A 24297-nucleotide genomic window follows, 5' to 3' on the forward strand; every position below is an offset into this window, starting at 1 on the left:
CTTGCTCCAGACACCAACTAACCCAAACCCACCCCTTCAACCATCTTTTTGAGCGAACTCAAGTTCACCAAAATATCCTCAGTCAGGGAATTCTGATACATCAACTGTCTAATAGGATAGCATTCAAAAGCCTCCCCCGTTAAAAAGTAATGTTCCAACTGCAAGTATTGACTGATTCCCCAGTAATAATGGCTGATATAGTGAGGCGACACTAACTCAATTACTTTAGTTCCCGGGCGACTAAAAATCGTATTTGTCAAGCCGCTGCCGTGGGCTGCCAATATCACCTCAGCGTGGTAAAAATGAGCAATTTGCTCTGCCAAAGACATCGATTCAGGTAAAATAGAAACAAAGCCAAATTTATCCAAAACCTCAACCACATCTTCCTCGTTCAAAACTCGTCGATATCTTGCTTTGCTGCGGCTGATATAAATGCGTTTTGGATAGCTCGAACTAGGTATAATTCCCTTCAGAAACTCGCGCCTCAAAAAATCCATCGCCCACCCAGAAGGCCAGCCCAAATATCCCGCAAAAGAAGGTACAATCAACTCGGTTGCTTGTATGTGAGGCAAGCGATCGCTCTCCAAGACTTTCTCTTCGGGAATGCCCAAAATTCTCAGACTTTCCCGCTGAAATTGGTGCTGACAACTATTCACCAAAAACCAATCAATTTCCGCCAAATCCCTACCGCTGTGCCGCAGCAATTCTATCCTCGGCAAAACGTCAACCATCCAGTGAAAATAGACATTTCCAGACAAACCAGAAAGCACCGCGACTCTGCCGTCAATTTGCTTGAGAGGCGGGAATGATTCTAAATTAAAAACGCTGTGTTTTCTAATATCATGCTTTTCGCATCCAGGTAAAAACCCCGGATAATCTCTCGACACATCACCCAACAAATAATTGTCAGGAGTAATTACAGCGATCGCCTTGCAAATCAGCCAATAATTTTCCTGCGGCACAATCCAAACTCGCCCGTTGGGAATTGCAGCCACAAAAGTCTTGGGCGACTGCACAGGTATCGGTTGCGCGTTGGACAAACGGCAAACTCCCCAACCCAAATGCACCGGATCGAACCACTTAGAAAGTCGCTGCAAACACAGCCCGCAAGTTAACCCGGTACAATCGGAATTTGCCAATTTGGAATTGGAGCTCGCAAATTGGGAATTCGGAATATTTTCGGGACTTGCTTCTGGTACAGATTTCCAAACTATTTCCACATAATTATCTGCATCCAACTTAGCCTTAACCAGCCAATCCCAACTCGATAAATAAATACCGTGAGGATGTTTTATAGAAGTGCTATCTGGCAATATAAAACTCTGTTTTTTCCACTCTTTCTGGTCTCCATACCCATGCAATTGCAACTCTAAAACTTTTTGATAATAATCGAGCGCCCGTTCCCAGCGCCCCTGTTTTTCCAGCAGTTTTGCCAACTCAAAATAAACCTGCGGTAAAGCAGGTTGAATCGTCAAAGCCATGTGGTAAACTGCAATTGCTGCACTGAACCGCTTTTGCTGGGCTAATGAATTTCCCACCCGCCAGTAAATCTCTGCATTGTGTGGCTGAATTTGCAAAGCTTTTTGATAATAAACGGCGGCAGATTCGTGTCCGCCGTACTCTGTTAAAGCATTTCCCAAATGCAAGTAAATTTCGGCTAAGTTATCGCAAATTTCAGCAATTGGTAATTGGGCATTTGGCATTGGGCATTTGGCATTGGGCATTTGGCATTGGGCATTGGGAATAGTTTCTTTTTCTTCCTTCTTCCCTCTTCCTTCTTCCTTCTTCCTTCCAGTTAGTGCTGTGAGAAATCGATCGCACGCAGCGATCGCCCTTGACAATTCATCATCTTCTACCGCCGCCACTCTCCGCCTTTGTGCCAAGCGGCAGTAAGCCTCAACAAAATCAGGCTTCAGAGCTATTGCCTTCTCAAAATAAGGCATGGCTTCCGCCACTTGACCCAAAACCATCAAAGAAAATCCGGCATCTGTATAGGCCGAAATATAGTCGGAATTGAGATCGATCGCGCGATCGAAACAAGCAAGCGCCGCCGAATGTTCCCCCTGTAATTGCCACGCTTTCCCTAGATTGTAGTGAGCCAAAACCATGTCCGGCTCCAACTCAATAGCTGTGAGGTAAGATGCGATCGCCCGATCGGGACTTTTGTCCAGCAAGGCTTGACCCAAATTATTGTGCAGCGTCGCCCAATCCGGCTTAATCTCGATCGCCCGCTGGTAAACTTCGATCGCCTCAGCAGCCCGATCGTCCTTGAGCAAAATCACACCCAGATTGCTGTAAGCTTCCACGTAATCCGGCTTCAGAGCAATCACCTGTCGGTAGGTATCCATTGCTGCTTCGAGCTGACTATTTTCATCTAAAACCACAGCCAGATTGTAGAAAGCATTGAGATAATCGGGTTTTTTGCCGATCGCATTTCGGTAACAGTCGATCGCCCCCAACAAATTACCCTGATTGTGAAAAATATTTCCCAAGTTATAATGAAGTTCCGCCCAATCTGGTTTCAAATCCAGAGCTTTTCGGTAGTGAAAAACCGCCTCATCCAGCCACGCATAGTCGCTATAAAGTTGACCCAAATAAGCATGAGCCAGAAAAAACTGCGGCGAAATCTCCAAAGCTTGCACAAAAGCGTCTCTTGCGGCCGTCGGATCGCCTTGAGCTTCGAGAATTTCGCCTAAAGTCGTGTAAGCCGAGGGCGAAAACGGTTGAAGTTCGATCGCCTTTTTGCAAAACTCGATCGCCTCAGTTAACTTCCCCCGGTTCAAATAAATTTGGGCTTGCCGGATATATTCTTCAGTGCTCATTGCTAGCCAGCAGTTGCGGTTTCTTTACCGCTTCAGTAAAACCTAGAAATTCTAATTTAAAAACTTTGTATTTATATTTTGCCCCATCGGGCGATCGATTAATTTTATCAATAACTGTCGATCAATTTTTTTTACGGCCCCTGCTTTAGTTCCTGCATTGAATATTTCAACCTCACCCCGCTTGTAGCAGAGTGAGGTTGAAATCCTTTAAAACTACCGGCTTTGTGATAACCGCCCCGAATCTTATCCGGTGCCGCCCCACAACAGCCAGTTGTTTTAGAACAACTCGAAGTTGTTCGAGGTAATCGTCAGGCCAGGCTGCAACTGAGCAATAGTTAGCACTCCGCTGGTGCCGTTGAAGTACAACGCACCGCTTGTTGGGTCGTAGACTAACTTGTTCGTCGTGCCTGTTCCTGGAGTAGCTGCGTTGAAACCCGAAACGACGACAAACTCGCTTGCCTCGAGGCCGCTACCCAAACCAGCGAACACACCGCCCTGTTTCAAGCGGATCTTATCTTCGCCTGGGGTAAAGTCAGTGATCGTGTCTACGCCATAATCGCCACCGCTGGAGAAGAAGTAGAACGTATCGCTGCCAGCACCGCCGGTGAGGACATCAGCGCCTCTGTCGCCAGAGATAAAGTCATTGCCCGATCCGCCATTGACAGTATCGTTTTCTTTACCGCCGAACAGGCTGTCGTTGCCGTCGTCGCCGCTGACAATATCGTTGCCTCGGCCACCAAAGACTGTATCGTTGCCACCGCCACCGAGTACGGTGTCGTTGCCGTTGTCGCCAGAAACCAAGTCATTGCCATCACCGCCGTCTACGAGGTCATCCCCTTTACCAGCAAAGATCCGGTCGTCGCCGCTGCCACCAGCTACAACATCGGCGCCGCTGCCTGAAAAGATATTATCGTTGCCGCCGCCGCCGCCGATACTGTCATTTCCGCCTCCGGAAATAATCAGGTCGTCGCCACCGCCACCAGCGACGGCATCAGCGCCCGCAAAAGTCAGGATGATATCGCTGCCTTCGCTGCCGTTCAACCTGTTGCCGCTGGCGATGCCGATAACGGTTGAGCCAGTGCCACCAATACCACCTGATAGTGAACTTGCTGGCTGTGTTGGATTAGTTACCTGTGTCATTTACACTCCTCCTAAAAGATCAATCATTTTTCTACAATACACTTTTCCCTCCAAAGGGATTCAATAAATGAAACCGGACATCGGTTGAGACCCTAATTGACCCGGCTGCTATAAGCTGTCATGTAATTTAATTTGTCAGCAGCGAGCCTCGGAGCGCGAGTTGAATCCTGTATTCGTTGAGCAGCAAATCTCGGTTGTTTCCTGCTTTTGACTCTCGACTCCACCACTGCCTCCTCTAACACGAAAATATTCCACTTAAACGTTTGCGAGTTTACCATAATGACCGTCGATATGGCTAGTCATTATTAAAACAATACCCGGAAGATACACAGAGACCATTTTTAATCGGAGTATGCTCTCAAGATTGAGAAGTTGCACCGGGTCTTTGGCACTGTCGATCGCCGGAGAGTTCGATCGCCCGCAATGGGGCTGGAACTGAGCGGCGATTTCTTTTAAGTACACTGTAGTTGACCAGACTTTTGATTTTCGCCAATAGTTCCCCAGAAATCAAAATTTTTTAACTGGCTTTGAAAGCAAGCCCGCGCACGCTGGAGGCCGTATTTAATCAAAAGTGCGTCCCAACACAGTCCCGGACGGGCTTTTGAGCCTCAGCACCTGGATGTTTCCAGCCAAATCCCTCACGATTAATGCAGGATTAGGGCTAAAAAACCCAGTTTTTCAACCCTAATCCGTCATTTCAACCATGAGCCGCATCCATCCGGACAACAGACAATGCAGCGATCGTCTTTTGGTGAAGTTGGAATCAACGGTGAGCTGGTAGATTTGTGACGGTACTGTCACTAGATTTTAGATTTTAGATTTTAGATTTAGTCCACAGATGAATCGCAGTTATCGGTTGGCGCAATTGTAGTGATGGATACTTTACCTGTTCATAATGCTGAAGCCGTCATTTTTTTGATGGTATCTATCGTCGGCTCCCAAGTAAAGTTATTACCTCCATACTCGCCGGATTTATCTCCCATCGAGTTGTAGTGGGCAAAAATCAAAGCGATTTTCCGTTCTGAAGCATATCCACCTTCAAATCTTCTTGATGAAGCGATTACTAAAGCTATTAATGCTCTTACTGATGAAAATGCTTGACGATCCTTTCATCACTCTGGTCTCTTTTGAGAACCAATTAATATAGTTAATTTTTGTGGTACATTCGATGGCTAATACCTGTGATTGAAAATATTAAGTTTTTAGCGCAAAGAGTTTTTTACTAATTGTGGTTAACTTCGAGCTGAGCATTAACGATCAGCAAATTACCAGAAATTTGGTTCGGCATTCATTCCGAGAAAATCTCTACAATTTATTCCTAGCGGTGTGCTTCTAGTTGCGCTGGTGAGGCGTTGGAATTACTATGGCTGTCGTACTTGTAGATGTGAGCGTCACTCTCGAAAATATAATTGATGGAAGTAGCTGCATAGTAGGTCAGCGCTAGCAGCGACAATAGATTAAGAACTCTATAAATTGGTTTCTCAGATACTTCGTTCATTTTGACTCCTACTTTCTATGCAAATAACGAATTTGGATACCGTGACGGCACTTTTTTTTAGAAGTTCCCAAACATCTCGTACCTCTAAAAACTTAGCTGGCTCCCGTTATACACTCCTGATGCCCGATCGCCAAAAATAAGTCGTACTTGAGATTTGAAAGAGTTTTTGTTGCCTATTTCATATTGCAGTCTCTGCCTTGAATTGTCTATCTAACTGCGGTAAGAGTTAGGCATTTTGGACGCAAACGAACTCTACAATTTCCTGTTTAGAGCTACTAAGATTTGAAGAAAGGGAGCTCGAAAAGCTTAAATGGCAAAGAGCCTAGCTGTTTTTCCACGCCTGGCCAGGATTTTCCCACCTTCGATGAATGGTACGCAGCGGCCAGAAGTAATCAAAATTCTTAAGTTGGTCAGCGGCAGGCGAAAATATGTCTGAAGTTATATTTTTGCAAACAACAGGCCATGTTACATTACATATTAATTTTGAGCTTGGTTGAGGTGGCAGATAATTTTTGAATAAAAAAATATTGTGGTCGCTGTCCGACAATTTCGGTCTGACAGTTGTGCCTGAACAATTTTGACTGAGCCGCACCATTAATTCACAATGTCACCGAAGAAAATTAGGTATCAGTCGATTGGATACTTCTGCGTGAGACGTTCGGCGATCGCTGAGTAAATCTCGCTCAGTTGAACGATTTGAGATTTGAGATTTATTCAACAGAGGAATCGGAGAGCTTGAAGAAAAGCCTAAAATTAAGGGCTGCTGCCGACTGCTGTAGGAAACTTGTATCCGTTTTTGGGCGGGATCAAAAAGCAGAAGGCAGAATTTGATAGCGGTAAAAAAATACTGTTTTAGGATTCAGAATTTTTATTGGATTCTACATTCTAGCTGCATTTTTTTTACAATTAAAAAAGATAAATTACTCGCTGCCAGGAGCGATGGACGCAGAATAATTTAGGATGAGATAAGCGACTTTGTTGAAGCTAGTTACTTCCACAATTTATTAGAATTCTTGCTCGCATTGAGCTGTTTTTACCACAGACTTTTTGCTGGTAATTTGCAAAAGGGATAGGGGCAGAACAACAGGCCAAAACAGAGGCCCCATTATTAAGGCTATCCAAGATATCACGTCTTTTTTAGATGTAGCTGTATCATTCCAAAAACTTTTGAACCAAACAAGAAAAACGATTAAGGCAATCGAAAAGTAGCTAATCATTATCATTTTTTTACCTGCCTGTCTGTCTATAGATGGGATAGAAGTATTTATAATTATTATATCTCAGGGTGTGGCTCGCCGATCGCAACTTTATGCCCTGAGCTGCAACCTGCAAGTGTCTAAAACCCAAAGTTTCACAGCTATCCAAGTCCAGAGCCTGCGATGTAGAGCGGACTTACTCCCGCTGCGCGGCGGTTTTGGGTTCTTAAAGCCTTGCGTTCAGAGCTTTTCGAGGTTTTGTCAAACCTTGAGGATACCACCCAAATTATAGCTTATGCGATCGAGATCTGTGGTTTTATGTGATTTAAATCACTTATAATGGCAGACTTTGGTCACAAATCGAGCCGAGAACGATCACACAGCTTAGCCGACTGCAATCACCCTACTCTTTTCTCAAATGCTCGATATTATAATAGTCGAGTTCAACGAGATTTCATGCAAGCTCTGACTTTAAAATCTGATCGAGCGATCGCTGAACTGTTCTATCAAGTCACCCATTCAGGCAATCTGACTCGCACTCAAAGCCACGGATTGCGGGAACTCTGCCAAAGCGCTCTCAGCGAAGACGCCAGAGATGCAGTCAACCGCCTGCTGCACGCCATCCGCCGCGGATGGGTCAGGATTTCCGATTAGTCTCCTCACACAAGAAGTTGAGATTAGTATTTCTACTTTCTCTCCTGTCAAGCTTTGCCAACAATAAGATTTTCGTGAGTAGGTCGCTCCATTAACACTCTCCCAAAAAAATTGTACTGCGATCAAAAAGCTCGACCCGGTTTCTTGAAGAAGCCGGGATTTTTGATTTGAAGCAGCCAGTCGATTTGAGATTTGAGATTAGAGATTTGAGATTGACTTCACAGATGAATCTGGGAGCTTGAACTAGAGCTTAAAATTGGGGGCGGATGGCCCCTCCTGTCGGAAACTTGTATCGGTTTTTGGGCGGGTTATTAAGTATATCCACGGAACAAAGACCACACCAAGAAACTAGGTAAATCTAGGTAAAAGCTGGTTTATAAACACCGTCAAAGTTTTACGTTGAATTAAGCCAAGCGATTTAGCTAGCAGTCATTAGTAATCTATTAATAGATAAATATTAACAAATTTGTCACAGTCTCTTGACAAAAAGTAGAGATTTCGGAGTTGCCAAAAGCGAGTAATCGGGACAGAGTTGGTGTTTCAAGTAGCAGGGCTATCGAGGACATATCCAATTCCCTAGTCCGGCTGACACAAATCACTCATCAAGAGCCAATGGATCACATTTACTCCCGTAGTTGAATCACATAAAAATTGGGAAAATCAGTCAATACTGTCAAGAGTGAGTTCAAAAAAAAAACACATGATGACCACCCAAACGCTTTTACCTCAATTTACTATTGCAGAGCTAGTCTTTCAGGTATATCACTCCGGTCTGCTGACTCCCACTCACCGACAACAGCTCAAGACAGCCCTGTTAAATGACTCTCTTACCGAAGAAGATCAAACAGCCATCAACCGCTTGCTCCACGCCGTTCGCCGTGGCTGGCTGAAAGTTGTAGATTAAAGTCGGTTCTAAATTTTTTGCCACTACTCTTTAAATGCACTGTCACTTAAAGGCAGAATTAAATCCCCTTAAAAAAATCAGGCATTAGCCTAAATGTAGGGTGCGCCACAGGCACCCTGCCGTTTTAACTTCTATTTTCTCAGCTTATTTAGTCAGAGATTGTGCCGTCAGGCATCATGGCCTCTCTCAGATTCGCTTCATCCAAATTTGTCCCGCGCAAAGAAGCTTGATGCAAGTTTGCTCCCCGGAGATTTGCTCCCTTAAGGGAAACTCCGCTCAAATCTGCTTTATGAAGATTTGCACAGCTCAAGTTAGCTCCGCTCAAATCGGCTCCCTTCAAATCAGCTTTTTCCAGATTTGCTTCCGTCAAATTAGCCCAACTCAGATTTGCTTGAGTTAGGTTAGCACGGCTGAGGTCAGCTTGTGTTAAGTTCGCATCCGTTAAATTTGCTTTGCTCAGGTTGATTCCGCAAAGCTTTACTTCTGTCAAGTTTGCACCTTGCAAGTTAGCGTTAACTGCATAAACTTGAATCAAAATTGCCCCCTGAAGGTTTGCATCTCTCATGTCTGCACCCCTGAGACTCGCCCCCGTTAAATCGGCCCCGCTGAAGACGACACTCCGCAAGATGGCTCCGCTCAAGTTCGCTCCCACCGCCTCGCATTCGCCAAAATTAGCGGACATGAGGTTGGCTTGGGAGAGGTTGGCTTGGCTGATATCTGCTTGATACAGATTGGCTCTGTAGAGGGTGAGACCGATCGAATTTGCACCTTTTAAATTAGCGTGACTCAGGTCAATATCGCGCAAATTTGTCCTTGACATATGGGCACCGCTCAGGTCTACTTTGTGAAAAACCCGTTCTCCGCCTGCATACCGTCTGAGAAGTTCATCTGCATCCATGTCATTTTCCCCAAAATAATTAATAATACCTTTGATATTTCAATAATATTAGGAATGAGTGACCTTTACGTTTCTTGGCCTGAGTACCATCGGAAAATTGAGGATTTGGCTGTAAAAATTGAGGAATCTCAGTGGAAATTCGATCGAATTGTCTGTCTGGCGAGGGGAGGGCTGCGGGTTGGAGATACTCTGTCACGGATTTTCGACAAACCTCTGGCGATTTTAGCGGCCTCGTCCTATGGTGGGGGGGAGGGAAATGTCCGGGGTGCGATCGAGTTTGCCCGCGATTTGACAATGGTGGGCGATAATTTGGGCAGCCACATTCTTCTGATTGACGATTTGGTGGATTCGGGAATTAGTTTAGAGCAAGGTATCGCTTGGCTCAAGAGTCGCTACGGCGAGAATATTCAGGAAATTCGGACTGCTGTGCTTTGGTACAAAGCTTGTTCTGTTGCAAAGCCGGATTATTATGTAGATTATTTGGCTGAGAATCCTTGGATTCACCAACCGTTTGAAATGTACGAAAAAATGAGTGCGGCTGATTTGGTGGCGAAAGTTGGGAGTTAGTCAATACAAGACTAAAATCAGGTCAAATTTTTATAGGATTTTGCCGATATCTTGCACTTTTTGGCATAGTCCGCCAGGGGTTAAAAACCCCTGTCTCATAGCTAAAGTCCTCTGAAAGAGGACTGGATATTTATCAAGGTTGGGCAGTCGGTTTCAACCGACTTTAGCTATGAGACGGGGAATTAATTCCTCGGCGGGCTTGTGGCTAAGTGCAAGTCTGCTGATACAATTAGCGAATCGAAAGAATACGATCGCCCAATTCCATACTATCTGCCAAAACTTCCTGCCGCGCCCACCTATCCGCGGCCAAAATATCCTCTAAACCAGGACTTTCACAGTTATCGGTTTGATGTTTGTCGCACGCCTTCTCAATCAACTTTGGAATATCCAAAAACTGAATCTTCTCCTGCAAAAATAGCGCTACTGCCTGTTCGTTTGCCGCATTCAGCACCGCCGGCATCGAACCGCCCGCACGTCCAGCCGCATAAGCCAACTGCATACAAGGATACTTTTCGTGGTCTGGTTCTCGGAAAGTCAAATCCCCAGCTTTTACCAAATCCAGCCGTTCCCAATCTGTATGAATTCGCTCCGGCCAAGACAAAGCGTAAAGCAGCGGCAAGCGCATATCCGGCCATCCCAATTGCGCCAAAACTGAGGTATCTTGCAGCTCAATTAACGAGTGAATTATGCTCTGGGGATGAATGACAATATCAATGTCGTCATAATCCATTCCGAATAAGTAATGAGCCTCAATGACTTCTAATCCTTTATTCATCAAAGTAGCAGAATCGATCGTGATTTTCTGCCCCATAGACCAATTCGGATGTTTCAAGGCATCGGCTACTGTTACTGCGGCTAATTTGTCGCTCGGCAAATCTCGAAAAGAACCGCCCGAAGCAGTGAGAATAATTCGCCGCAACCCGCCAACCATCACACCTTGCAGGCATTGAAAAATTGCTGAATGTTCCGAGTCAGCAGGCAATATTTTAACACCGTATTTTTCGATTAAGGGGTTGACAACGGGGCCCCCTGCGATTAATGTTTCTTTATTTGCTAAGGCGATATCTTTGCCTGCTTTGATAGCCGCAATTGTTGGCAGCAAACCGGCACAGCCAACTATGCCCGTGACGACGGCTTGAGCGTCACCGTATTGAGCAACTTCGACAACGCCTGACTCGCCAGCAAGTAAAATAGGTTGAGGGTCGAGATCTGCGATCGCCTCCTTCAATTCCAGTAATTTATCTTCGTCGCAAATCGCGACAATTTCCGGTCGAAATTCGCGAATTTGCTGGGCCAGCAACGTTACATTTCGTCCCGCGGTTAACCCGACAATCCGAAATTGATCGGGGTATTGAGCTACAATATCCAGAGTCTGAGTGCCGATGGAGCCTGTGGAACCGAGAAGAGTTATTGCTTTCACAATTTTTTAATGTTTTGTGGATTATTCTAATATTACGATTGCGGGGATAAAAATTAGTGGTTAACTATTGCGTGGAAAGCACATTCGATGGAATCATATTTTGAGTGACCACCTAGTGCCAGATTTCATGCAGAATAGGGAAAATTTTGCTGATGACCGTGAGGACATCAGTGTCTCGATCGCCGAAAATATAGAGGAAGGTCGATCGCAGCTACCGTCGAGTTTGGTTTGGGCGATGGCTACTGCTGCGGCAATTTTCTTTTTGTGTAGCAGTTTACGGCACGCTTTATTCCAATCAACTGCTTTCGATTTGGGAATTTTTGACCAAGCAATTTACTTGATCAGCCAAAACCAAACGCCTTTTTCTTCTTTAATGAGGATGCATATTTTGGGCGATCACGCAGCGGTAATCTATTATCCGCTAGCTTGGGTGTACAAAATTTACCCGAATGTGCATTGGCTGCTGTTGGTACAAGCAGTTGCATTATCCCTGGGGGCTTGGCCTACGTGGAGTTTAGCGCGTTTGGCAGGTTTAAATCAAGAACAATCGCGTGCGATCGCATTGATTTATTTGCTCTATCCGGTGGTATTTAACATCAATTTATTTGATTTTCACCCGGAAGTAATCGCTTTACCCGCACTTTTGGCAGCAATTTTGGCAGCGCGTTTAAATAAAATTGTGGGGTTTTGTACCGCTATTGTGTTAGTTCTCAGTTGCAAGGCGGTTTTGTCCCTAACCGTTGTTGCTATGGGTTTCTGGCTGTTTTTTTGCGAAAAAAAGCAACGGTACGGGGCGATCGCACTTTGGCTAGGTGCAGCTTGGTTTTTGATAGCTTCCCAGAAAATCATCCCCTTCTTTAGCGGTAGCGAAGTCGCTGGAGTCGGGCGCTACAGCTATTTAGGCAAATCCGTAGTAGAAATTATCATCAATCTCATATTAAAACCACAGTTAGTATTAGGAAAAATTCTTTCATTCGATACATTCAAATATTTATTTCTCCTCACCTTACCTGTGATTTGGCTGCTATTGCCATTTTCCGGCAAACTACGCCTAAAATATTTAACCGCCCTAATTCCTGCCATCCCTACCCTGCTGATAAATATCCTCTCTGACTTGTCATTTCAACGCAGCTTAGCCTATCAGTATTCAGTGCCTCTAATTCCATTTTTATTTTTAGCAGTAATCGCGAAGGAAGAAACAAGGAACAGGGAAGAAATAAAAGGCAACCAGGAAGAGGATAAAGCAAATAAGCAACAGTTTTTAACATGGGTCAATCTGCCACAATTTACAAACTTCCGAATTTCTCAACTTTGGCAGGGAATTCAACTGCCGAGAATCATGATAATTTGGTCATTACTAATTTTCCTATGTGTGGGCGAATATAAAGATTTTTATCTGTACATAAATCGACTGGATACCTGGCAAGCTACAGGCGAAGCAGTCGCACAAGTTCAACCGCAAAGCAGTATTTTAACAGATAATAGACTTGCCCCTCACTTTACCCACCGCCCCCTAGTAAAATTGCTGTCACAAATTTCGCCCCAAACAAATTTAGCTGAATTTCAATACATATTATTAAACCTGCGCCATCCCTGGCCTGATACTGAAAAACTTGGTGCTACGTTAGCAAATAAACTTAAAACTTCTCCCGATTTTAAATTAACTTATCAAAAAAACGAAGTCCTGCTATTTAAACGAAGGGCTGATTAAACCAATAAAATGCTAACTTTAAAATCCCTAAAATCTCATCCAGTATTTTTAATGATTGTCGTGACAACGATAGTCTTATTTGCCGCCAGCAGCGCGCGGCACGCTTTGTTTCAGTCAACTGCATTCGACTTAGCAATTTTCGACCAAGCAATTTATTTAATCTCCCAAAATCAAACGCCATTTTCCTCTTTAATGGCAATAAATATTTGGGGGGATCACGCTGCTTTTATATTCTATCCCCTAGCTTTACTTTACAAAATATATCCAGATGTTCACTGGCTTTTTTTAGTGCAAGCTGTTGCCCTAGCTTTAGGCGCTTGGCCGAGTTGGAGTTTGGCACGTCAAGCCGGATTAAATAATAGCATATCTTTGGCGATCGCCTGTACTTACCTCCTCTATCCATTAGTATTTAATGTCAATCTCTTCGACTTCCACCCAGAAGTCATTGCTTTACCAGCACTGCTAGCAGCAATCTTAGCCGCGAGGCTCAATCAAACCTTGTGGTTTTGTGCTGCTATTGTATTAGTTTTGAGCTGCAAAGCCGTCCTATCTTTAACTGTGGCTGCGATGGGTTTGTGGCTGTTGTGTTTTGACAAAAAACGTAATTGTGGGTTCATAGCTCTCTTTCTAGGCGCGGGTTGGTTCCTAGTAGTTACTCAGGCAGTTATACCGTATTTTAATCAGGGAAGAGAACACGCGGCAATTGGGCGATATCAATATTTGGGCAACTCACTTTTTGAAATTGCTATTAATTTAATAGTGAAACCAAATCTAGTTTTAGGGCGTTTATTTTGTTTAGATACTTTTGAATATTTAGCTTTATTGTTATTACCAGTAATTTGGTGGCTGTCCCCGCGTCATCTGTCATCTTTAATTAGTGCTGTGCCGATGTTGGCGATGAATATTCTTTCCGATCGCCCCGCTCAGCGGGATTTAGTTCATCAATATTCTGTGCCGATATTGCCGTTTTTGTTGGTTGCCGTAATTTCCAGTTTAGCAGCTAGCAATCAGCAAAAGGGAAAGACAATATTTGATATATTGCCAATTCCTAATTATCCATTGCCTAGAGTCATTGTAATTTGGTCGTTGATTTCTTTCTTAGCTTTAGCGAAATACGGCTATTTTTGGACTATTTATTTAAATGGGATCGACACTTTGCCAGCTACCAGAGAGGCAATTTCTCTTGTTGAAACCAAAGGCAGTGTTTTAACAAATGTTCAGATTGCTCCGCATTTAGCGCACCGCCCTGTAGTAAGATTAACTCAGGCTAACGCGCCGCCTGCAAATCTCGCAGAATTTGATTATGTATTGCTGAACCTCAGATATCCTGGCTGGATGAGCGATCGAGCTTTTGTGGAAAACCTCATAACTCAACTAAAAAACAACCCTCAATTTCAACTAAAATATCAGCGAGACGACATATACCTATTTACTAAGAGTCATTAGTCAGCAGTCATCAGTCAACAGTCAACAGTCAAGAGTCAACAGTCAACAAGTTCCCGCTAATCCTCCACTTTCAAAGCCCTTCTTGCCAACTTCACGTAAGTTTTCACAGTTTCATAAGGCATTTCCAAATCAGCAGCAATATCAAACAAAGATTCCCCCAATTCCCGGCGCCCCAAAATCGTCGCCCAAGTTTCCGCAATCTCAGCAGCGCGACTTCCACCTTTACGCTTTCTCAGTGCCATAAACTTCTTTGTCAATTCATCTATTCGCGCCCCCAAGACGCTTTGTATGGACACTTCAGGTAGGGCTTCTGTCAACCATTGTGCTCGCGTTTGTCCCAATCCAAAAGTTGTTTTGTGGCCCGTGCCGCAATAAGGCGCTAACCGCCCCAAAGCATAAAATAATTGTACAAAATCAGGACGATTGTGAGCCGATCGCCCTAGCCCAAATTCCACAGCCCCAGTGAACCCAGTTACCATGCCTTTTTTGCCCGCCGCTACCTTTTGCGACTCCAAGTTGTGGCGGCTAATAATTGCATTTTCATCAATCCAATTCAAAAATTCTGTTTGGTCAAATTTTACCCCCGAAAAATTATTCCAGTTACGCAAATAGCTGTGAAAAACATTTTCGGGAACTGGCAGAGGGAAGTGATGGCCTTTGCTACGAAAGCTTGTAGGAGTCACAAAACTAAGTTTAATGGTTGGGAAAAATGGGGGTTCTGCTGTTAATAATTGCTCATAAGTTGTGGGTGCAAAAGCAATATCCCAAGACCGAATTAGCAGCGGAGCATTTCGCAAATTTATCTCTTTGGGCAAATTTTGCAGCCACTGACTCAGCCACTGCACTACGGGCTTTGAAAGTCCTGTTACGTACCAGCGATAAATGCGATCGCCCAAAAGCTGAAATTCTTTGCCACCAGGGAGCAAATCACCTTCCAATCCCGAAATAGTAAAGGCTTTTTCTGACTGTTCATCGTGCAAAAGTTGTGATAAATCCGGGTCAGTTTGCTGTACTTGACCTAAAAACCAAGCGTGCAAACCTGTAGCATACTGCGCGTACAGATAGCTAGCAGCGCGGGGAGTCAATTCCAACACTAATCCGACTAACTCAGTGTCAGCCGGCCAAATCAGCCCAGAAAGAGGAGATTTTTTGCTGTGGGTGCGGTTCGGGGAAGTTGCCATCAGATGCCGTGCCTATAGCCGTCACAGAAAGAGTGCCGTGCTATCTTATCCGATTTTAATCCCCTTTGGGGGATGATAGTTGAGGGCGAGCGATCGCCCAAATCTTTTGGCAGCTCCAAAAACCAGGTCTGCCGCAAGTTTGCCACACCCTCCGGGATAGACAAAAACCACTAAAAAACCAACAACCTAAAACTCAATCTTTGTCAAGGTTTTCTTCCTTGTAACTAAACAGAAATATACCAGTGTTTAAAATCACATTCTGCGCTACAATTGTCAAAAGCTCGTAGCATCCTCAACTCCGATCCTAAACTATGAACACAACAGAAAAATCTAAACTCTCCAACGAAAAAACTTTGGAGGCGATGAAGAATTTCTCCGAAACCTACGCCAAGCGCACGGGAACTTACTTTTGTTCTGAACCTTCCGTCACTGCTGTCGTGATAGAAGGACTAGCAAAACACAAGGATGAACTAGGCGCTCCCTTATGCCCTTGTCGCCATTACGAAGATAAAGAAGCCGAAGTAAAAGCCGCCTACTGGAACTGTCCCTGCATTCCCATGCGCGAGCGCAAAGAGTGTCACTGTATGTTATTTTTGACGCCAGATAACGATTTCGCTGGAACTAATCAGGAAATTGGAATGGATCAAATTCAAGCTGTGAGAGATACTATGTAATCGGTTAAGTAGGCGGTCGTGAAATGGCAGTAGTTTTGAAAATAAGTCGGAATTTTTCCTGTTTTTAAGACTTAGCTATTAAAAAACAATCGATCGCCGCCTACTCAAACACACATCCGCCATCGAAAATAACCAATCTCCAATCGAATGACAGAGGAAATGCCGAGCGAGTTTTGGCAAGGTATCGAACAGTTTAATAATCAAGACTTTTATGCTTGTCACGACACACTAGAGGCTTTGTGGATGGAAGCTGGCGACCCCGAAAAAAGATTTTATCAGGGAATATTACAAATTGCCGTCGCGCTTTATCACTTAGGAAATCACAACTGGCGCGGTGCAGTAATCTTGCTGGGAGAAGGAATAAATCGGCTCAGTTATTATCAGCCTAGTTATGCTGGAATTGCTGTTGAAGACTTGCTCGGACAAAGTGCTAAACTTTTGAGCGCTTTGCAACAAGCAGGGCCGGAAAAAGTTGCTGAATTTGTACCTTTATTAACAGGTGCAGAAGTTGCAGGCTTGCAATTGCCACGAATTATTAAACTAAAACAAACTTCAACATGAGCAGGCTGGGGGAGCGAATTCGATCGAGAAAAGGAGATTCCGATCGGAGTAAGAAGGGGTTGACATACATGAGCAACCTGCCGTATTTTTAGGTCATTTTATGTATTTACCGCATTTGCTAGACAATTATAAGTTATATCATGTCCGGTTGAATAGTTATCATACTTTTGTCCGACCAGGCCAGTACAGGATTTATTAGTAATTAACCTGACTTGATATTAGACCTCGATTCTTCGGTGATGTGGTAAGTCCAGAGAAACATATAGGAGTGTTTTCATGAGTGGTGTGAGAAAGCAAGCTTGCGCGATCACCCTGTCCATTTTGGTTTTGTGGGGCGTAACATCAATTGTGACTAAATTTTCTGCTCAATCCGAAATGGCGGTACCTGCTTTAGCTTCAAACATTATAAGAATCGAATACGTAAACGATAAAAAAACAAGGAGGCAAAACCAAATTCCTGAACTGCCGAATATTGATGCAGTTGATGTACTTGAGGCAGGATACTTTCCTTCAAAGTCAGGTGATTTGATAACATCAAGCCGCACCGTCACACTTAAAGGAGAGCTAGCACAGCAAGTAGCACATCTATGGCGACAACTAATACCGGGTGACTCGGCACGTTGCCACACACCAGCATTTGGGTTGCGTTTTTACTTCAAAGAAAAGTCTGTACTACAGGCATCGATGTGCTGGCACTGTAACAATATGTATCTATGGGAAAAGAGCAGCAAATCTCTCTATGGTGTAGATATGGACCAGCCTTCTGCTCAGAAACTGTTTTCTTTGTTAGAAAAAATTATGAAATAAATTTTAGAGTATCTTGCAGGTGGTATGACAGAAGCAGAAATTCTAGAGGATTTTTCAGAGCTTACATTTGAAGATATTAAAGCCTGTCTTGCTTTTGCTGCCGATCGTGAGAAAAAGTTATTTGTGGCATCGCTGTGAAACTACCAGCTTATGCGTTGTACATTGAGAGGCTGCCCGAAACTTCCCGATCGCCGAAACCGTCAAAAAACTTGCAAATCCAGCAAATTAGCTTTCGCAGGCAAACAGGCAAAGAAAGTGCTGCTGTCTTGCTAGGATAATTGGTTGAGACTCTCAGGTAAGTCGATCGACCTCACGGGAATCTTTCTGGCCGTTAAGATAAAATACCTAACTGGAGATAATACCCTTCAGCAATTTCACAAATATTGAGGCTCCAAGCTTATGATGCCCTCCGCTAAACTACTCAATTCCCGACTATTCAAAGGATTATCGCTGCTTTTGCCCCTGACTCTGGCAGGCGCGATCGCCTCTCCCACCTACCCGCAAGCCGGGCCGCCCCGCACTCTGAGTGTGCGATCGGACATTCAAGAAGCCGACTCCAAAACCGGCATCGTGACAGCCCGCGGCAACGTCCAAATCAACTATCCAGCCCGCCAAATACAAGCAACTGCGGCTCAAGCTCAATATTTCAGCCGCGAGCGCCGGATCATTCTCAGCGGAGATGTTTACGTATTGCAGCAGGGCAACAGCCTGCGCGGCGAAACCATAACATACCTCATCGACGAAGGGCGGTTTATTGCCCTGCCAGACAACCCAGGACAGGTAGAATCTGTCTATCTGGTTGCCCCGGAACAAGATGCGGCAGCCCAAAATGCAGTGGGCTCCCCACGTCCAACTACAGCCCCCCGGTAACAGTGGCTTGCAGCAGCGAAATTTCGCCTCAGCCAAAACATACTACTTGGGATAGATGCGAAATTTCGTCTTTATAAAACTCACAAACTTGAAAAGGTAAAATTTAAATTAGAGACTCGATCGCACAAAGCCGCAGTCTGAAATTTAGCTTGTAGAGGTTGCCGGGAGCGAAAATGAAAATTGTACTCGAAAATATTCACAAATCCTACGGAAAACGCAATGTAGTTAGTCGCGTCAACTTGTCAGTAGCCCAAGGAGAAATCGTAGGATTGCTAGGCCCCAACGGTGCAGGCAAAACCACAACATTTTACATAGCAACCGGATTAGAAAAACCAAATCAAGGCACCGTTTGGCTCAACGATTTAGACATCACGAAATTGGCGATGCACCAGCGAGCGCATTTGGGAATTGGCTATCTCGCTCAAGAAGCAAGCATTTTCCGAAACATGAGCGTGCGGGACAACATTTTGTTAGTTTTAGAACAAACTCAAGTGCCTCGCTGGGAATGGCGTGAGCGAGTCGATTTCCTATTGCAAGAATTTCGCTTAGAAAAAATAGCATCTAGTTTGGGAATTCAAATATCCGGGGGAGAAAGACGGCGGACTGAACTAGCCAGAGCGTTAGCTGCAGGGCGAGACGGGCCCATGTTCCTATTTTTAGACGAACCGTTTGCAGGCGTCGATCCAATCGCCGTAGACGAAATTCAAACCATTATTGCTAAACTGCGCGATCGTAAAATAGGCATCCTCATCACCGATCACAACGTCCGAGAAACCCTCGAAATTACCGATCGAGCATACATCATGCGAGACGGCCAAATTTTAGCCTCCGGGGCTGAAGAAGAACTCTACAGCAACCCTTTAGTGCGACAGTATTACTTAGGTGACAACTTCGTGCGATAGTCTTTTGAAGGCATTCCGCATCCGCCATAATTTTAGATTTGAGATGTTAGATTGAGGAGCCAACTGCAAAAATCCCAAAGTATGAAAATAGCAATATCCAATTCTTTGAATCCCATCAACTGGCTGCCGAGAATTTCAGTAATGGACTGGTACATTACCAAAGAACTAATCGGCCCCTTTTTATTTGGCGTCGGACTCTTTACATCCGTCGCCGTCACAGTTGGAGCTTTATTTGAATTAGTCCGCAGAGTAGCAGAATCCGGCCTCCCCTACGGCGCAGCCATAGAAATTTTTCTCCTGCAAATTCCCTACTTCGTAGTATTGGCTTTCCCCATGTCAATGCTGCTAGCAACCTTAATGGCCTACAGCCGAATGTCAAGCGACAGCGAACTCATCGCCCTCCGCAGTTGCGGAGTTAGCGTTTACCGATTGATACTGCCTGCAGTGGTTATGAGTTTAATTGTTGCCGGCTTCACCTTTGGTTTGCAAGAGTTAGTTGTACCCGCCGCTAGCTACAGAGCTACTCTGACTTTAGACAGAGCCCTGAAGCGAGAAAAACCCACATTTCAAGATAGAAATATTATCTACACAGAATTTCGCAAACCAGAAAAAGGCGGCGACGAAATCCTCGCCCGCTTTTTTTATGCAGAACAGTTTGACGGCCAGCAAATGAAAGGTTTAACAATTATCGATCGCTCCACCCCAGGCCTCAATCAAATCGTTTCTTCAGAATCCGCTACTTGGAATCCCTCAGAAAATACCTGGGATTTTTTCAACGGAACCGCTTATATAGTAGCTCCTGATGGCTCTTACCGCAATATAGTTAGGTTTCAACACCAGCAATTGCAACTCCCCCGCACGCCCTTAGATTTAGCTGCGAGAGCCCGGGATTTTAAGGAAATGAACATTGCCCAAGCTTTAGAGCGTTTGAATATCCTTAAAAACAGTGGCGACGAACCGCAAATTCGCAAATTAAAGGTGCGAATTCAAGAAAAATATGCTTTTCCTTTCGTGTGCATGGTATTTGGTTTAGTGGGAGCGGCTTTGGGAACTCAACCGCGCCGCTCCGGCCGAGGAACGAGTTTTGGTATTAGCGTAGTTGTGATTTTTACTTACTACGTATTTTCTTTCATCACCAGTTCTATGGGCGTGAAAGCTGTTTTGACTCCGATTCTGTCGGCTTGGCTGCCGATCATGTTTGGCTTGGGAATCGGAGGATTGTTGTTGGTGCGGGCCGCCGCTAGGTAAGTTTTACCACTACACTAACATTGGGAATGGCGAATTCGGAACTTGTACTGCAATTCGACTGCCTTCGGCTCCCTTCCCTCCGACTATGCTGAGGAAAACCCAAGTCGAAGCCCAGGAACAGCGTAGCCTAAGTATTGGGAATTGATAATATCGTTTTCGTGGCCGAACTTCCTTCATTTAAGGATTAGAAAAAGTATTGATTTCGCCACCGCCAATGTAGCGTCCCGGAGCCAGGGAGCGGGGTGTAGCAAAAGTTTGAGGTTGAATGGGCTGCACGCCCTGATTTGTATTTTGGGGAACAACTCCAAAGTTAGGTGGCTCCGGCAAATTAAGCTGACTCGGTGGAGGTGTTTGAAATTGAGAATTAGCTGAATTAGGAGAGAATTGAGGGCTAATTATCTTGCTTCCGCCAATCCCATTCGGAAAGGGAGATGGACCGACATTTGGAAGTAGAGGTGTTGGCGAAGGTATGGTTACTGGAGGTACCACAGGTTGAACTTCAGGTGCGAAGCCTGAGCCAGATAAATTAGTTTGGTAGGGATTTTTCGGCAAAGCCACCGTTGCAGCCCCTGCATTAATTTCGGGAAGGCTGGGTACTCGGGAAGTTAACCCAGCCAATGATTCAGGGACTGTAGCTGTCGGTTGTAAGAATTCTTGAGATTCCTTGCTCACAGTATTTGTCGGAGCCACAAGTGGGAGAAGTGCTGTGGGAACATTCACAGGATTTGCTCCACTTTGAGCTGTAGCGGTTGTTGGGAGTAAATTTGTCGCATTTCCTGCCGCCGGATCGGAAGCCGGTCGATCGAGCAATTTAGCCGAGTCTGCTCTTTTCTCAGCCGAAGCCGCCGTTGCCGAAGTGTTAGCAACGACGTATTTTTTCATAGCTGCTTGCAGCGGACTCAAAGGCAGAGAATTTTCGTTTTGTTTACCTGAATTAGCATCACTCGACGCCTGGGATAAAGTTGTTGTCGCTGTACCCCCAGACTCAGGCTTGATCGTTTTTATCCCGGAATTTAGTCTCCCACTGCCAGATAAACTCAACGCTGATGTGGCGTTTGAACTTGGCAAGCTGGAATTTTGGGGGTTATTGTTTCCGCCCTCGACAGCAGGATCTGCTAAATTTGGCAAGGATAAAAATCCGCTGCTTCCTACCCGCTTGGGGGCTGAAGATGGCTGAGGAGTTTCTAAGTCCCGATCTCGAAGTTCCTCGAATAAACCTTTGCTTTTTACTACTGATGAATTTAACAAGTTTAGTTCAGAAGCAGTAGAGCCATTAAACTGATTGACTAGCACTGGTAAGCTGTCGATTTCAGCCGCAATGGCGGTATCTTCAGCAGATAGCCCCGATAGCGAAGCTGGAGTGTTTGAGGCTGGTTCTTCTTCGCCATCTATGCTCAACCTTTCTGGATTTACCGAGACCTCCCAGATAAATAACCCCCCCGCACACAGCACGGCTAAGGGAGCCCAAACTGCGGGTTGCGTCCAGTGGCGCAACCGCGCTATTAGATAGCGGACAGATGTAGGAAATCGCTTAAAAATTGACATAGTTTTGCTTCCATCCGATCGTGCGGATTTAAAACTATTTTTCCTAGTCTACCACATCAATCTTGATTATTTTTGCTATGCCGGGATAAGTGCGATCGGGAGCATCTCGGTTTGGCTTTTACTGTCGGTGTGCGATCGTCCGGCTCCCTATATTTATAGACTTTGCTGTGCGGGACGGATCGGACTCCCAAAAAACGCTTTTTGCTTTCTGCAGAGATGCTCCGAGTACGCTAAAACTTTTGATTGAAAGTTGCGAAAGCTCAATGCAACGGGTGAAACTCCATAAAGCACTGGTAGAAATATGTCTTGCTTTCCTCAAATCAAAAGGCATAAGATGATAAAATGTTATCCGATACGGTGCCAGGTCTGCCGGGTCTGTCAGCAGATCGACCTCAAACCAAAATGTCAAACCAAAATATCAAGGTAAAATTGGCAATTGCTGAGAATAACACCTAAGGAAAGTTGAGAGGAAATAAATGAAAAAAGTAGTTGAAGTATTAGCAAATCGGGAACAACTAATAGATCGATCGCTGGAGATTGTGCTGTCGAAAATCTCCGAAGCCATAGCCGAACGCGGACTTTGTACGATCGCCGCAGCGGGCGGAAGCACACCCGAACCCCTCTACAGAGCGATCGCAGCCCAAGACCTGCCTTGGGAGAAAATTCACGTTTTCTGGGGCGACGAACGCTACGTTCCCCCAGAACACCCAGACAGCAATCAAAAAATGGCGCGCCTCGCGTGGCTCGATCGAGTGAATATCCCCGCCAGCAACATCCACGCCATGCCTACAGGCGCCGGCGACCCTGCAGCCGACGCGGCGGCGCACCAAACCGAATTGCAGCAGTTCTTCAAAGTATCCGAGGGCGAGTTTCCTGCCTTCGACATCATTTTATTGGGCATAGGAGACGACGCCCACACAGCCTCTCTATTTCCCGGCACAGCAGCCTTGGAAGTCCGCGATGCCCTAGTAACTGTCGGCAACAAAGACGGTCAACCGCGCATTACCTTTACAGTCCCCTTAATCAATCGGGCCCGGTGCGTCATCTTCATGGTCGCAGGAGCCAGCAAACAACCCGCCCTTGCTCAAATTTTTGCCCCCGCAGCCGACGACATGACTTATCCAGCCAGACTCGTTCAACCAGAAGGCGAGCTTTGGTGGCTACTCGATGCGGCGGCTGGGGAAGCAGTAAAATAGCCGACAGAGCCGCAAGCGTGCCAACACAGTCAGCATTATCACTAACTCAATCTTGCCCATCACAGCTAACGTCACGGCGTCAGCTCAGTTGCTAGTATTAGCGAAGCAATATAAGAATTGTGGCGGTTAAAGTTAAAATTTGACCATATACACGAGTATTTTTATGAGGCTGATTTGAAAATCTGGCCGATAGCAAGGAGAAATCGATGATTGTCTGTCCCAATTGCAATCACCAGAACCCCGACGGGGCCAGCCAGTGTGAGGCTTGCTACACGCCTTTACCTGTTACCGCAAGTTGCTCGAACTGCGGTGCAGCAGTTCAGACAGATGCAGCATTTTGCGGCCAGTGTGGCTTTAACTTGCGTCCGGGTTCCATAGTTCCAGAAGTTGAGGTGACAGTACCGTCCCCCTCACCTGTAGGCCCCACAGTGGTATCGTCACCGGCGCCGGATTTAGTCCCACCCGATCCCCTGATGGCGGAACCTCTAGTTACCCTGAATAAGGGCCTTAACTTGGAAAAAACTCCCGCCAGCATTCCGACGATTCCCGATCCCCCGCCATCGCCCTCGGTTCCTGTTACAACTGAATCGGTGGCAACACCAGTAAATATCTCTCCTACGGTTCCGGGCCCACAGCCAGCAGGTGTAGCTAAAACTCAACTGCAACAGCAGTCGGCCCGCCTGCTACACGTTCAGACAAATACGCCGATGGAATTGCCTCACAGTCTGTCTGTGGTTCACATAGGCAAGCCAAATGACTTAGTACCGCCGGATATTGATGTTTCGGGATTTGCTAATTCTGAGATAGTTTCTCGGGTACACGCAAATCTCCGGGTGGAGGGAGATGCTTGCTACCTAGAAGATGTAGGCAGTTCCAACGGCACTTACGTCAACAATACTCCGCTACCCAAGGGAAACCGCCACCGGTTGCGACCGGGAGACCGCATCTCTCTGGGCAAAGGAGACCTGGTTACGTTTTTATTTCAAATCTCTTAGAGCGAGTTTGGATTGGGCGATCGAAAGTCTAAAATCTAAAATCGCATATTAAGGCGCTCTAC

General features: G+C 45.4%; 23 protein-coding genes. 16 read left to right on the top strand and 7 right to left on the bottom strand.

Annotation, left to right across the window (positions count from 1 at the left end):
• Positions 1 to 17: 17 nt before the first annotated feature.
• The gene (locus QUA25_RS00570) at positions 18 to 2822 is read right to left on the bottom strand and encodes a tetratricopeptide repeat protein (protein ID WP_333034758.1); all 2805 of its coding nucleotides are present in this window, start codon (positions 2820 to 2822) and stop codon (positions 18 to 20) included.
• A 276-nt stretch (positions 2823 to 3098) separates the two neighbouring features.
• Positions 3099 to 3962, bottom strand: coding sequence for a calcium-binding protein (locus QUA25_RS00575; RefSeq protein WP_333034760.1), 864 nt, complete (start codon positions 3960 to 3962; stop codon positions 3099 to 3101).
• 864 nt (positions 3963 to 4826) lie between these two features.
• On the opposite strand from QUA25_RS00575, the gene QUA25_RS29375 reads away from it, so the two are divergent.
• Positions 4827 to 4955 (top strand): transposase, encoded by a 129-nt coding sequence (locus QUA25_RS29375; RefSeq protein ID WP_445242180.1) that lies wholly within the window; start codon positions 4827 to 4829, stop codon positions 4953 to 4955.
• A 325-nt stretch (positions 4956 to 5280) separates the two neighbouring features.
• Here QUA25_RS29375 and QUA25_RS00580 read toward each other — a convergent pair whose 3' ends face one another.
• A complete protein-coding gene (locus QUA25_RS00580) occupies positions 5281 to 5460 on the bottom strand; it encodes a hypothetical protein (RefSeq protein WP_333034761.1) in 180 nt (59 codons plus the stop codon).
• Between the two features lie 1652 nt (positions 5461 to 7112).
• Between QUA25_RS00580 and QUA25_RS00585 the strand changes: the two genes are divergently transcribed.
• Both QUA25_RS00585 and QUA25_RS00590 read left to right on the top strand, forming a co-directional pair.
• Positions 7113 to 7310: a hypothetical protein gene (locus QUA25_RS00585; protein WP_242724634.1), complete on the top strand. Its 198-nt coding sequence runs from the start codon at positions 7113 to 7115 to the stop codon at positions 7308 to 7310.
• Between the two features lie 703 nt (positions 7311 to 8013).
• The gene (locus QUA25_RS00590; RefSeq protein ID WP_172186381.1) at positions 8014 to 8214 is read left to right on the top strand and encodes a hypothetical protein; all 201 of its coding nucleotides are present in this window, start codon (positions 8014 to 8016) and stop codon (positions 8212 to 8214) included.
• 148 nt (positions 8215 to 8362) lie between these two features.
• Here the strand turns inward: QUA25_RS00590 and QUA25_RS00595 are convergent, their stop codons facing one another.
• A complete protein-coding gene (locus QUA25_RS00595; RefSeq protein ID WP_333034766.1) occupies positions 8363 to 9112 on the bottom strand; it encodes a pentapeptide repeat-containing protein in 750 nt (249 codons plus the stop codon).
• Between the two features lie 54 nt (positions 9113 to 9166).
• On the opposite strand from QUA25_RS00595, the gene QUA25_RS00600 reads away from it, so the two are divergent.
• Positions 9167 to 9679 (top strand): phosphoribosyltransferase family protein, encoded by a 513-nt coding sequence (locus tag QUA25_RS00600; protein ID WP_333034768.1) that lies wholly within the window; start codon positions 9167 to 9169, stop codon positions 9677 to 9679.
• Positions 9680 to 9908: 229 nt separating this feature from the next.
• Here QUA25_RS00600 and dxr read toward each other — a convergent pair whose 3' ends face one another.
• Positions 9909 to 11099 carry a 1-deoxy-D-xylulose-5-phosphate reductoisomerase gene (gene dxr / locus QUA25_RS00605; protein ID WP_333034769.1) on the bottom strand — a complete coding sequence of 397 codons (1191 nt, stop codon included), beginning with the start codon at positions 11097 to 11099 and terminating at the stop codon, positions 9909 to 9911.
• Between the two features lie 127 nt (positions 11100 to 11226).
• Here dxr and QUA25_RS00610 point away from each other — a divergent pair, with 127 nt between their 5' ends.
• Positions 11227 to 12810: a DUF2079 domain-containing protein gene (locus tag QUA25_RS00610; protein ID WP_333034771.1), complete on the top strand. Its 1584-nt coding sequence runs from the start codon at positions 11227 to 11229 to the stop codon at positions 12808 to 12810.
• Between the two features lie 9 nt (positions 12811 to 12819).
• Complete coding sequence (locus QUA25_RS00615) at positions 12820 to 14256, top strand: DUF2079 domain-containing protein (RefSeq protein WP_333034773.1); 1437 nt, start codon at positions 12820 to 12822, stop codon at positions 14254 to 14256.
• Positions 14257 to 14312: 56 nt separating this feature from the next.
• Here QUA25_RS00615 and cas6 read toward each other — a convergent pair whose 3' ends face one another.
• A complete protein-coding gene (cas6, locus tag QUA25_RS00620) occupies positions 14313 to 15437 on the bottom strand; it encodes a CRISPR-associated endoribonuclease Cas6 (RefSeq protein ID WP_333034774.1) in 1125 nt (374 codons plus the stop codon).
• Between the two features lie 311 nt (positions 15438 to 15748).
• Between cas6 and QUA25_RS00625 the strand changes: the two genes are divergently transcribed.
• The 8 genes from QUA25_RS00625 to QUA25_RS00660 all read left to right on the top strand — a co-directional run bounded on the left by QUA25_RS00625 (position 15749) and on the right by QUA25_RS00660 (position 20499).
• Positions 15749 to 16111 (top strand): ferredoxin-thioredoxin reductase catalytic domain-containing protein, encoded by a 363-nt coding sequence (locus QUA25_RS00625; protein WP_172186333.1) that lies wholly within the window; start codon positions 15749 to 15751, stop codon positions 16109 to 16111.
• Positions 16112 to 16258: 147 nt separating this feature from the next.
• Positions 16259 to 16672 carry a DUF309 domain-containing protein gene (locus tag QUA25_RS00630; RefSeq protein WP_333034776.1) on the top strand — a complete coding sequence of 138 codons (414 nt, stop codon included), beginning with the start codon at positions 16259 to 16261 and terminating at the stop codon, positions 16670 to 16672.
• A gap of 276 nt (positions 16673 to 16948) precedes the next feature.
• Positions 16949 to 17479, top strand: a complete 531-nt coding sequence (locus tag QUA25_RS00635; RefSeq protein WP_333034777.1) for a hypothetical protein — start codon at positions 16949 to 16951, stop codon at positions 17477 to 17479.
• Entirely contained in the window at positions 17480 to 17617 is a 138-nt protein-coding gene (locus QUA25_RS00640; RefSeq protein ID WP_445242181.1) for a DUF433 domain-containing protein, read from the top strand. It abuts the gene before it with no gap.
• Positions 17614 to 17757, top strand: coding sequence for a hypothetical protein (locus QUA25_RS00645; RefSeq protein ID WP_333034778.1), 144 nt, complete (start codon positions 17614 to 17616; stop codon positions 17755 to 17757). Before QUA25_RS00640 ends, QUA25_RS00645 begins: the two co-directional genes overlap by 4 nt.
• A 121-nt stretch (positions 17758 to 17878) precedes the next feature.
• Complete coding sequence (locus QUA25_RS00650) at positions 17879 to 18349, top strand: LptA/OstA family protein (protein ID WP_333034780.1); 471 nt, start codon at positions 17879 to 17881, stop codon at positions 18347 to 18349.
• A 173-nt stretch (positions 18350 to 18522) separates the two neighbouring features.
• Positions 18523 to 19251, top strand: coding sequence for an LPS export ABC transporter ATP-binding protein (lptB, locus tag QUA25_RS00655; protein WP_333034782.1), 729 nt, complete (start codon positions 18523 to 18525; stop codon positions 19249 to 19251).
• A gap of 81 nt (positions 19252 to 19332) precedes the next feature.
• Positions 19333 to 20499: an LptF/LptG family permease gene (locus QUA25_RS00660; protein WP_333034783.1), complete on the top strand. Its 1167-nt coding sequence runs from the start codon at positions 19333 to 19335 to the stop codon at positions 20497 to 20499.
• Between the two features lie 177 nt (positions 20500 to 20676).
• Here QUA25_RS00660 and QUA25_RS00665 read toward each other — a convergent pair whose 3' ends face one another.
• Positions 20677 to 22044, bottom strand: coding sequence for a hypothetical protein (locus QUA25_RS00665; RefSeq protein WP_333034784.1), 1368 nt, complete (start codon positions 22042 to 22044; stop codon positions 20677 to 20679).
• A 476-nt stretch (positions 22045 to 22520) separates the two neighbouring features.
• Here QUA25_RS00665 and pgl point away from each other — a divergent pair, with 476 nt between their 5' ends.
• Both pgl and QUA25_RS00675 read left to right on the top strand, forming a co-directional pair.
• Positions 22521 to 23240, top strand: coding sequence for a 6-phosphogluconolactonase (gene pgl, locus QUA25_RS00670; RefSeq protein ID WP_333034785.1), 720 nt, complete (start codon positions 22521 to 22523; stop codon positions 23238 to 23240).
• Positions 23241 to 23446: 206 nt separating this feature from the next.
• Positions 23447 to 24235 carry an FHA domain-containing protein gene (locus QUA25_RS00675; RefSeq protein ID WP_333034786.1) on the top strand — a complete coding sequence of 263 codons (789 nt, stop codon included), beginning with the start codon at positions 23447 to 23449 and terminating at the stop codon, positions 24233 to 24235.
• Positions 24236 to 24297 lie beyond the last annotated feature (62 nt).

The sequence above is a fragment of the Microcoleus sp. Pol17C6 genome (assembly GCF_036701145.1).
Classification (GTDB): domain Bacteria; phylum Cyanobacteriota; class Cyanobacteriia; order Cyanobacteriales; family Microcoleaceae; genus Microcoleus.

Bases quoted from the DNA above. Each gene is read 5' to 3' on its own strand.
- QUA25_RS00600 (WP_333034768.1), top strand. From the start codon at position 9,167: ATGAGTGACCTTTACGTTTCTTGGCCTGAGTACCATCGGAAAATTGAG.
- QUA25_RS00630 (WP_333034776.1), top strand. From the start codon at position 16,259: ATGACAGAGGAAATGCCGAGCGAGTTTTGGCAAGGTATCGAACAGTTT.
- QUA25_RS00575 (WP_333034760.1), bottom strand. From the start codon at position 3,962: ATGACACAGGTAACTAATCCAACACAGCCAGCAAGTTCACTATCAGGT.
- pgl (WP_333034785.1), top strand. From the start codon at position 22,521: ATGAAAAAAGTAGTTGAAGTATTAGCAAATCGGGAACAACTAATAGAT.
- QUA25_RS00650 (WP_333034780.1), top strand. From the start codon at position 17,879: ATGATGCCCTCCGCTAAACTACTCAATTCCCGACTATTCAAAGGATTA.
- QUA25_RS00635 (WP_333034777.1), top strand. From the start codon at position 16,949: ATGAGTGGTGTGAGAAAGCAAGCTTGCGCGATCACCCTGTCCATTTTG.
- QUA25_RS00660 (WP_333034783.1), top strand. From the start codon at position 19,333: ATGAAAATAGCAATATCCAATTCTTTGAATCCCATCAACTGGCTGCCG.
- lptB (WP_333034782.1), top strand. From the start codon at position 18,523: ATGAAAATTGTACTCGAAAATATTCACAAATCCTACGGAAAACGCAAT.
- QUA25_RS00570 (WP_333034758.1), bottom strand. From the start codon at position 2,822: ATGAGCACTGAAGAATATATCCGGCAAGCCCAAATTTATTTGAACCGG.
- QUA25_RS00665 (WP_333034784.1), bottom strand. From the start codon at position 22,044: ATGTCAATTTTTAAGCGATTTCCTACATCTGTCCGCTATCTAATAGCG.
- QUA25_RS00595 (WP_333034766.1), bottom strand. From the start codon at position 9,112: ATGGATGCAGATGAACTTCTCAGACGGTATGCAGGCGGAGAACGGGTT.
- QUA25_RS00585 (WP_242724634.1), top strand. From the start codon at position 7,113: ATGCAAGCTCTGACTTTAAAATCTGATCGAGCGATCGCTGAACTGTTC.
- QUA25_RS00615 (WP_333034773.1), top strand. From the start codon at position 12,820: ATGCTAACTTTAAAATCCCTAAAATCTCATCCAGTATTTTTAATGATT.
- QUA25_RS00590 (WP_172186381.1), top strand. From the start codon at position 8,014: ATGACCACCCAAACGCTTTTACCTCAATTTACTATTGCAGAGCTAGTC.
- QUA25_RS00610 (WP_333034771.1), top strand. From the start codon at position 11,227: ATGCAGAATAGGGAAAATTTTGCTGATGACCGTGAGGACATCAGTGTC.
- QUA25_RS00625 (WP_172186333.1), top strand. From the start codon at position 15,749: ATGAACACAACAGAAAAATCTAAACTCTCCAACGAAAAAACTTTGGAG.
- QUA25_RS00675 (WP_333034786.1), top strand. From the start codon at position 23,447: ATGATTGTCTGTCCCAATTGCAATCACCAGAACCCCGACGGGGCCAGC.
- QUA25_RS00580 (WP_333034761.1), bottom strand. From the start codon at position 5,460: ATGAACGAAGTATCTGAGAAACCAATTTATAGAGTTCTTAATCTATTG.
- cas6 (WP_333034774.1), bottom strand. From the start codon at position 15,437: ATGGCAACTTCCCCGAACCGCACCCACAGCAAAAAATCTCCTCTTTCT.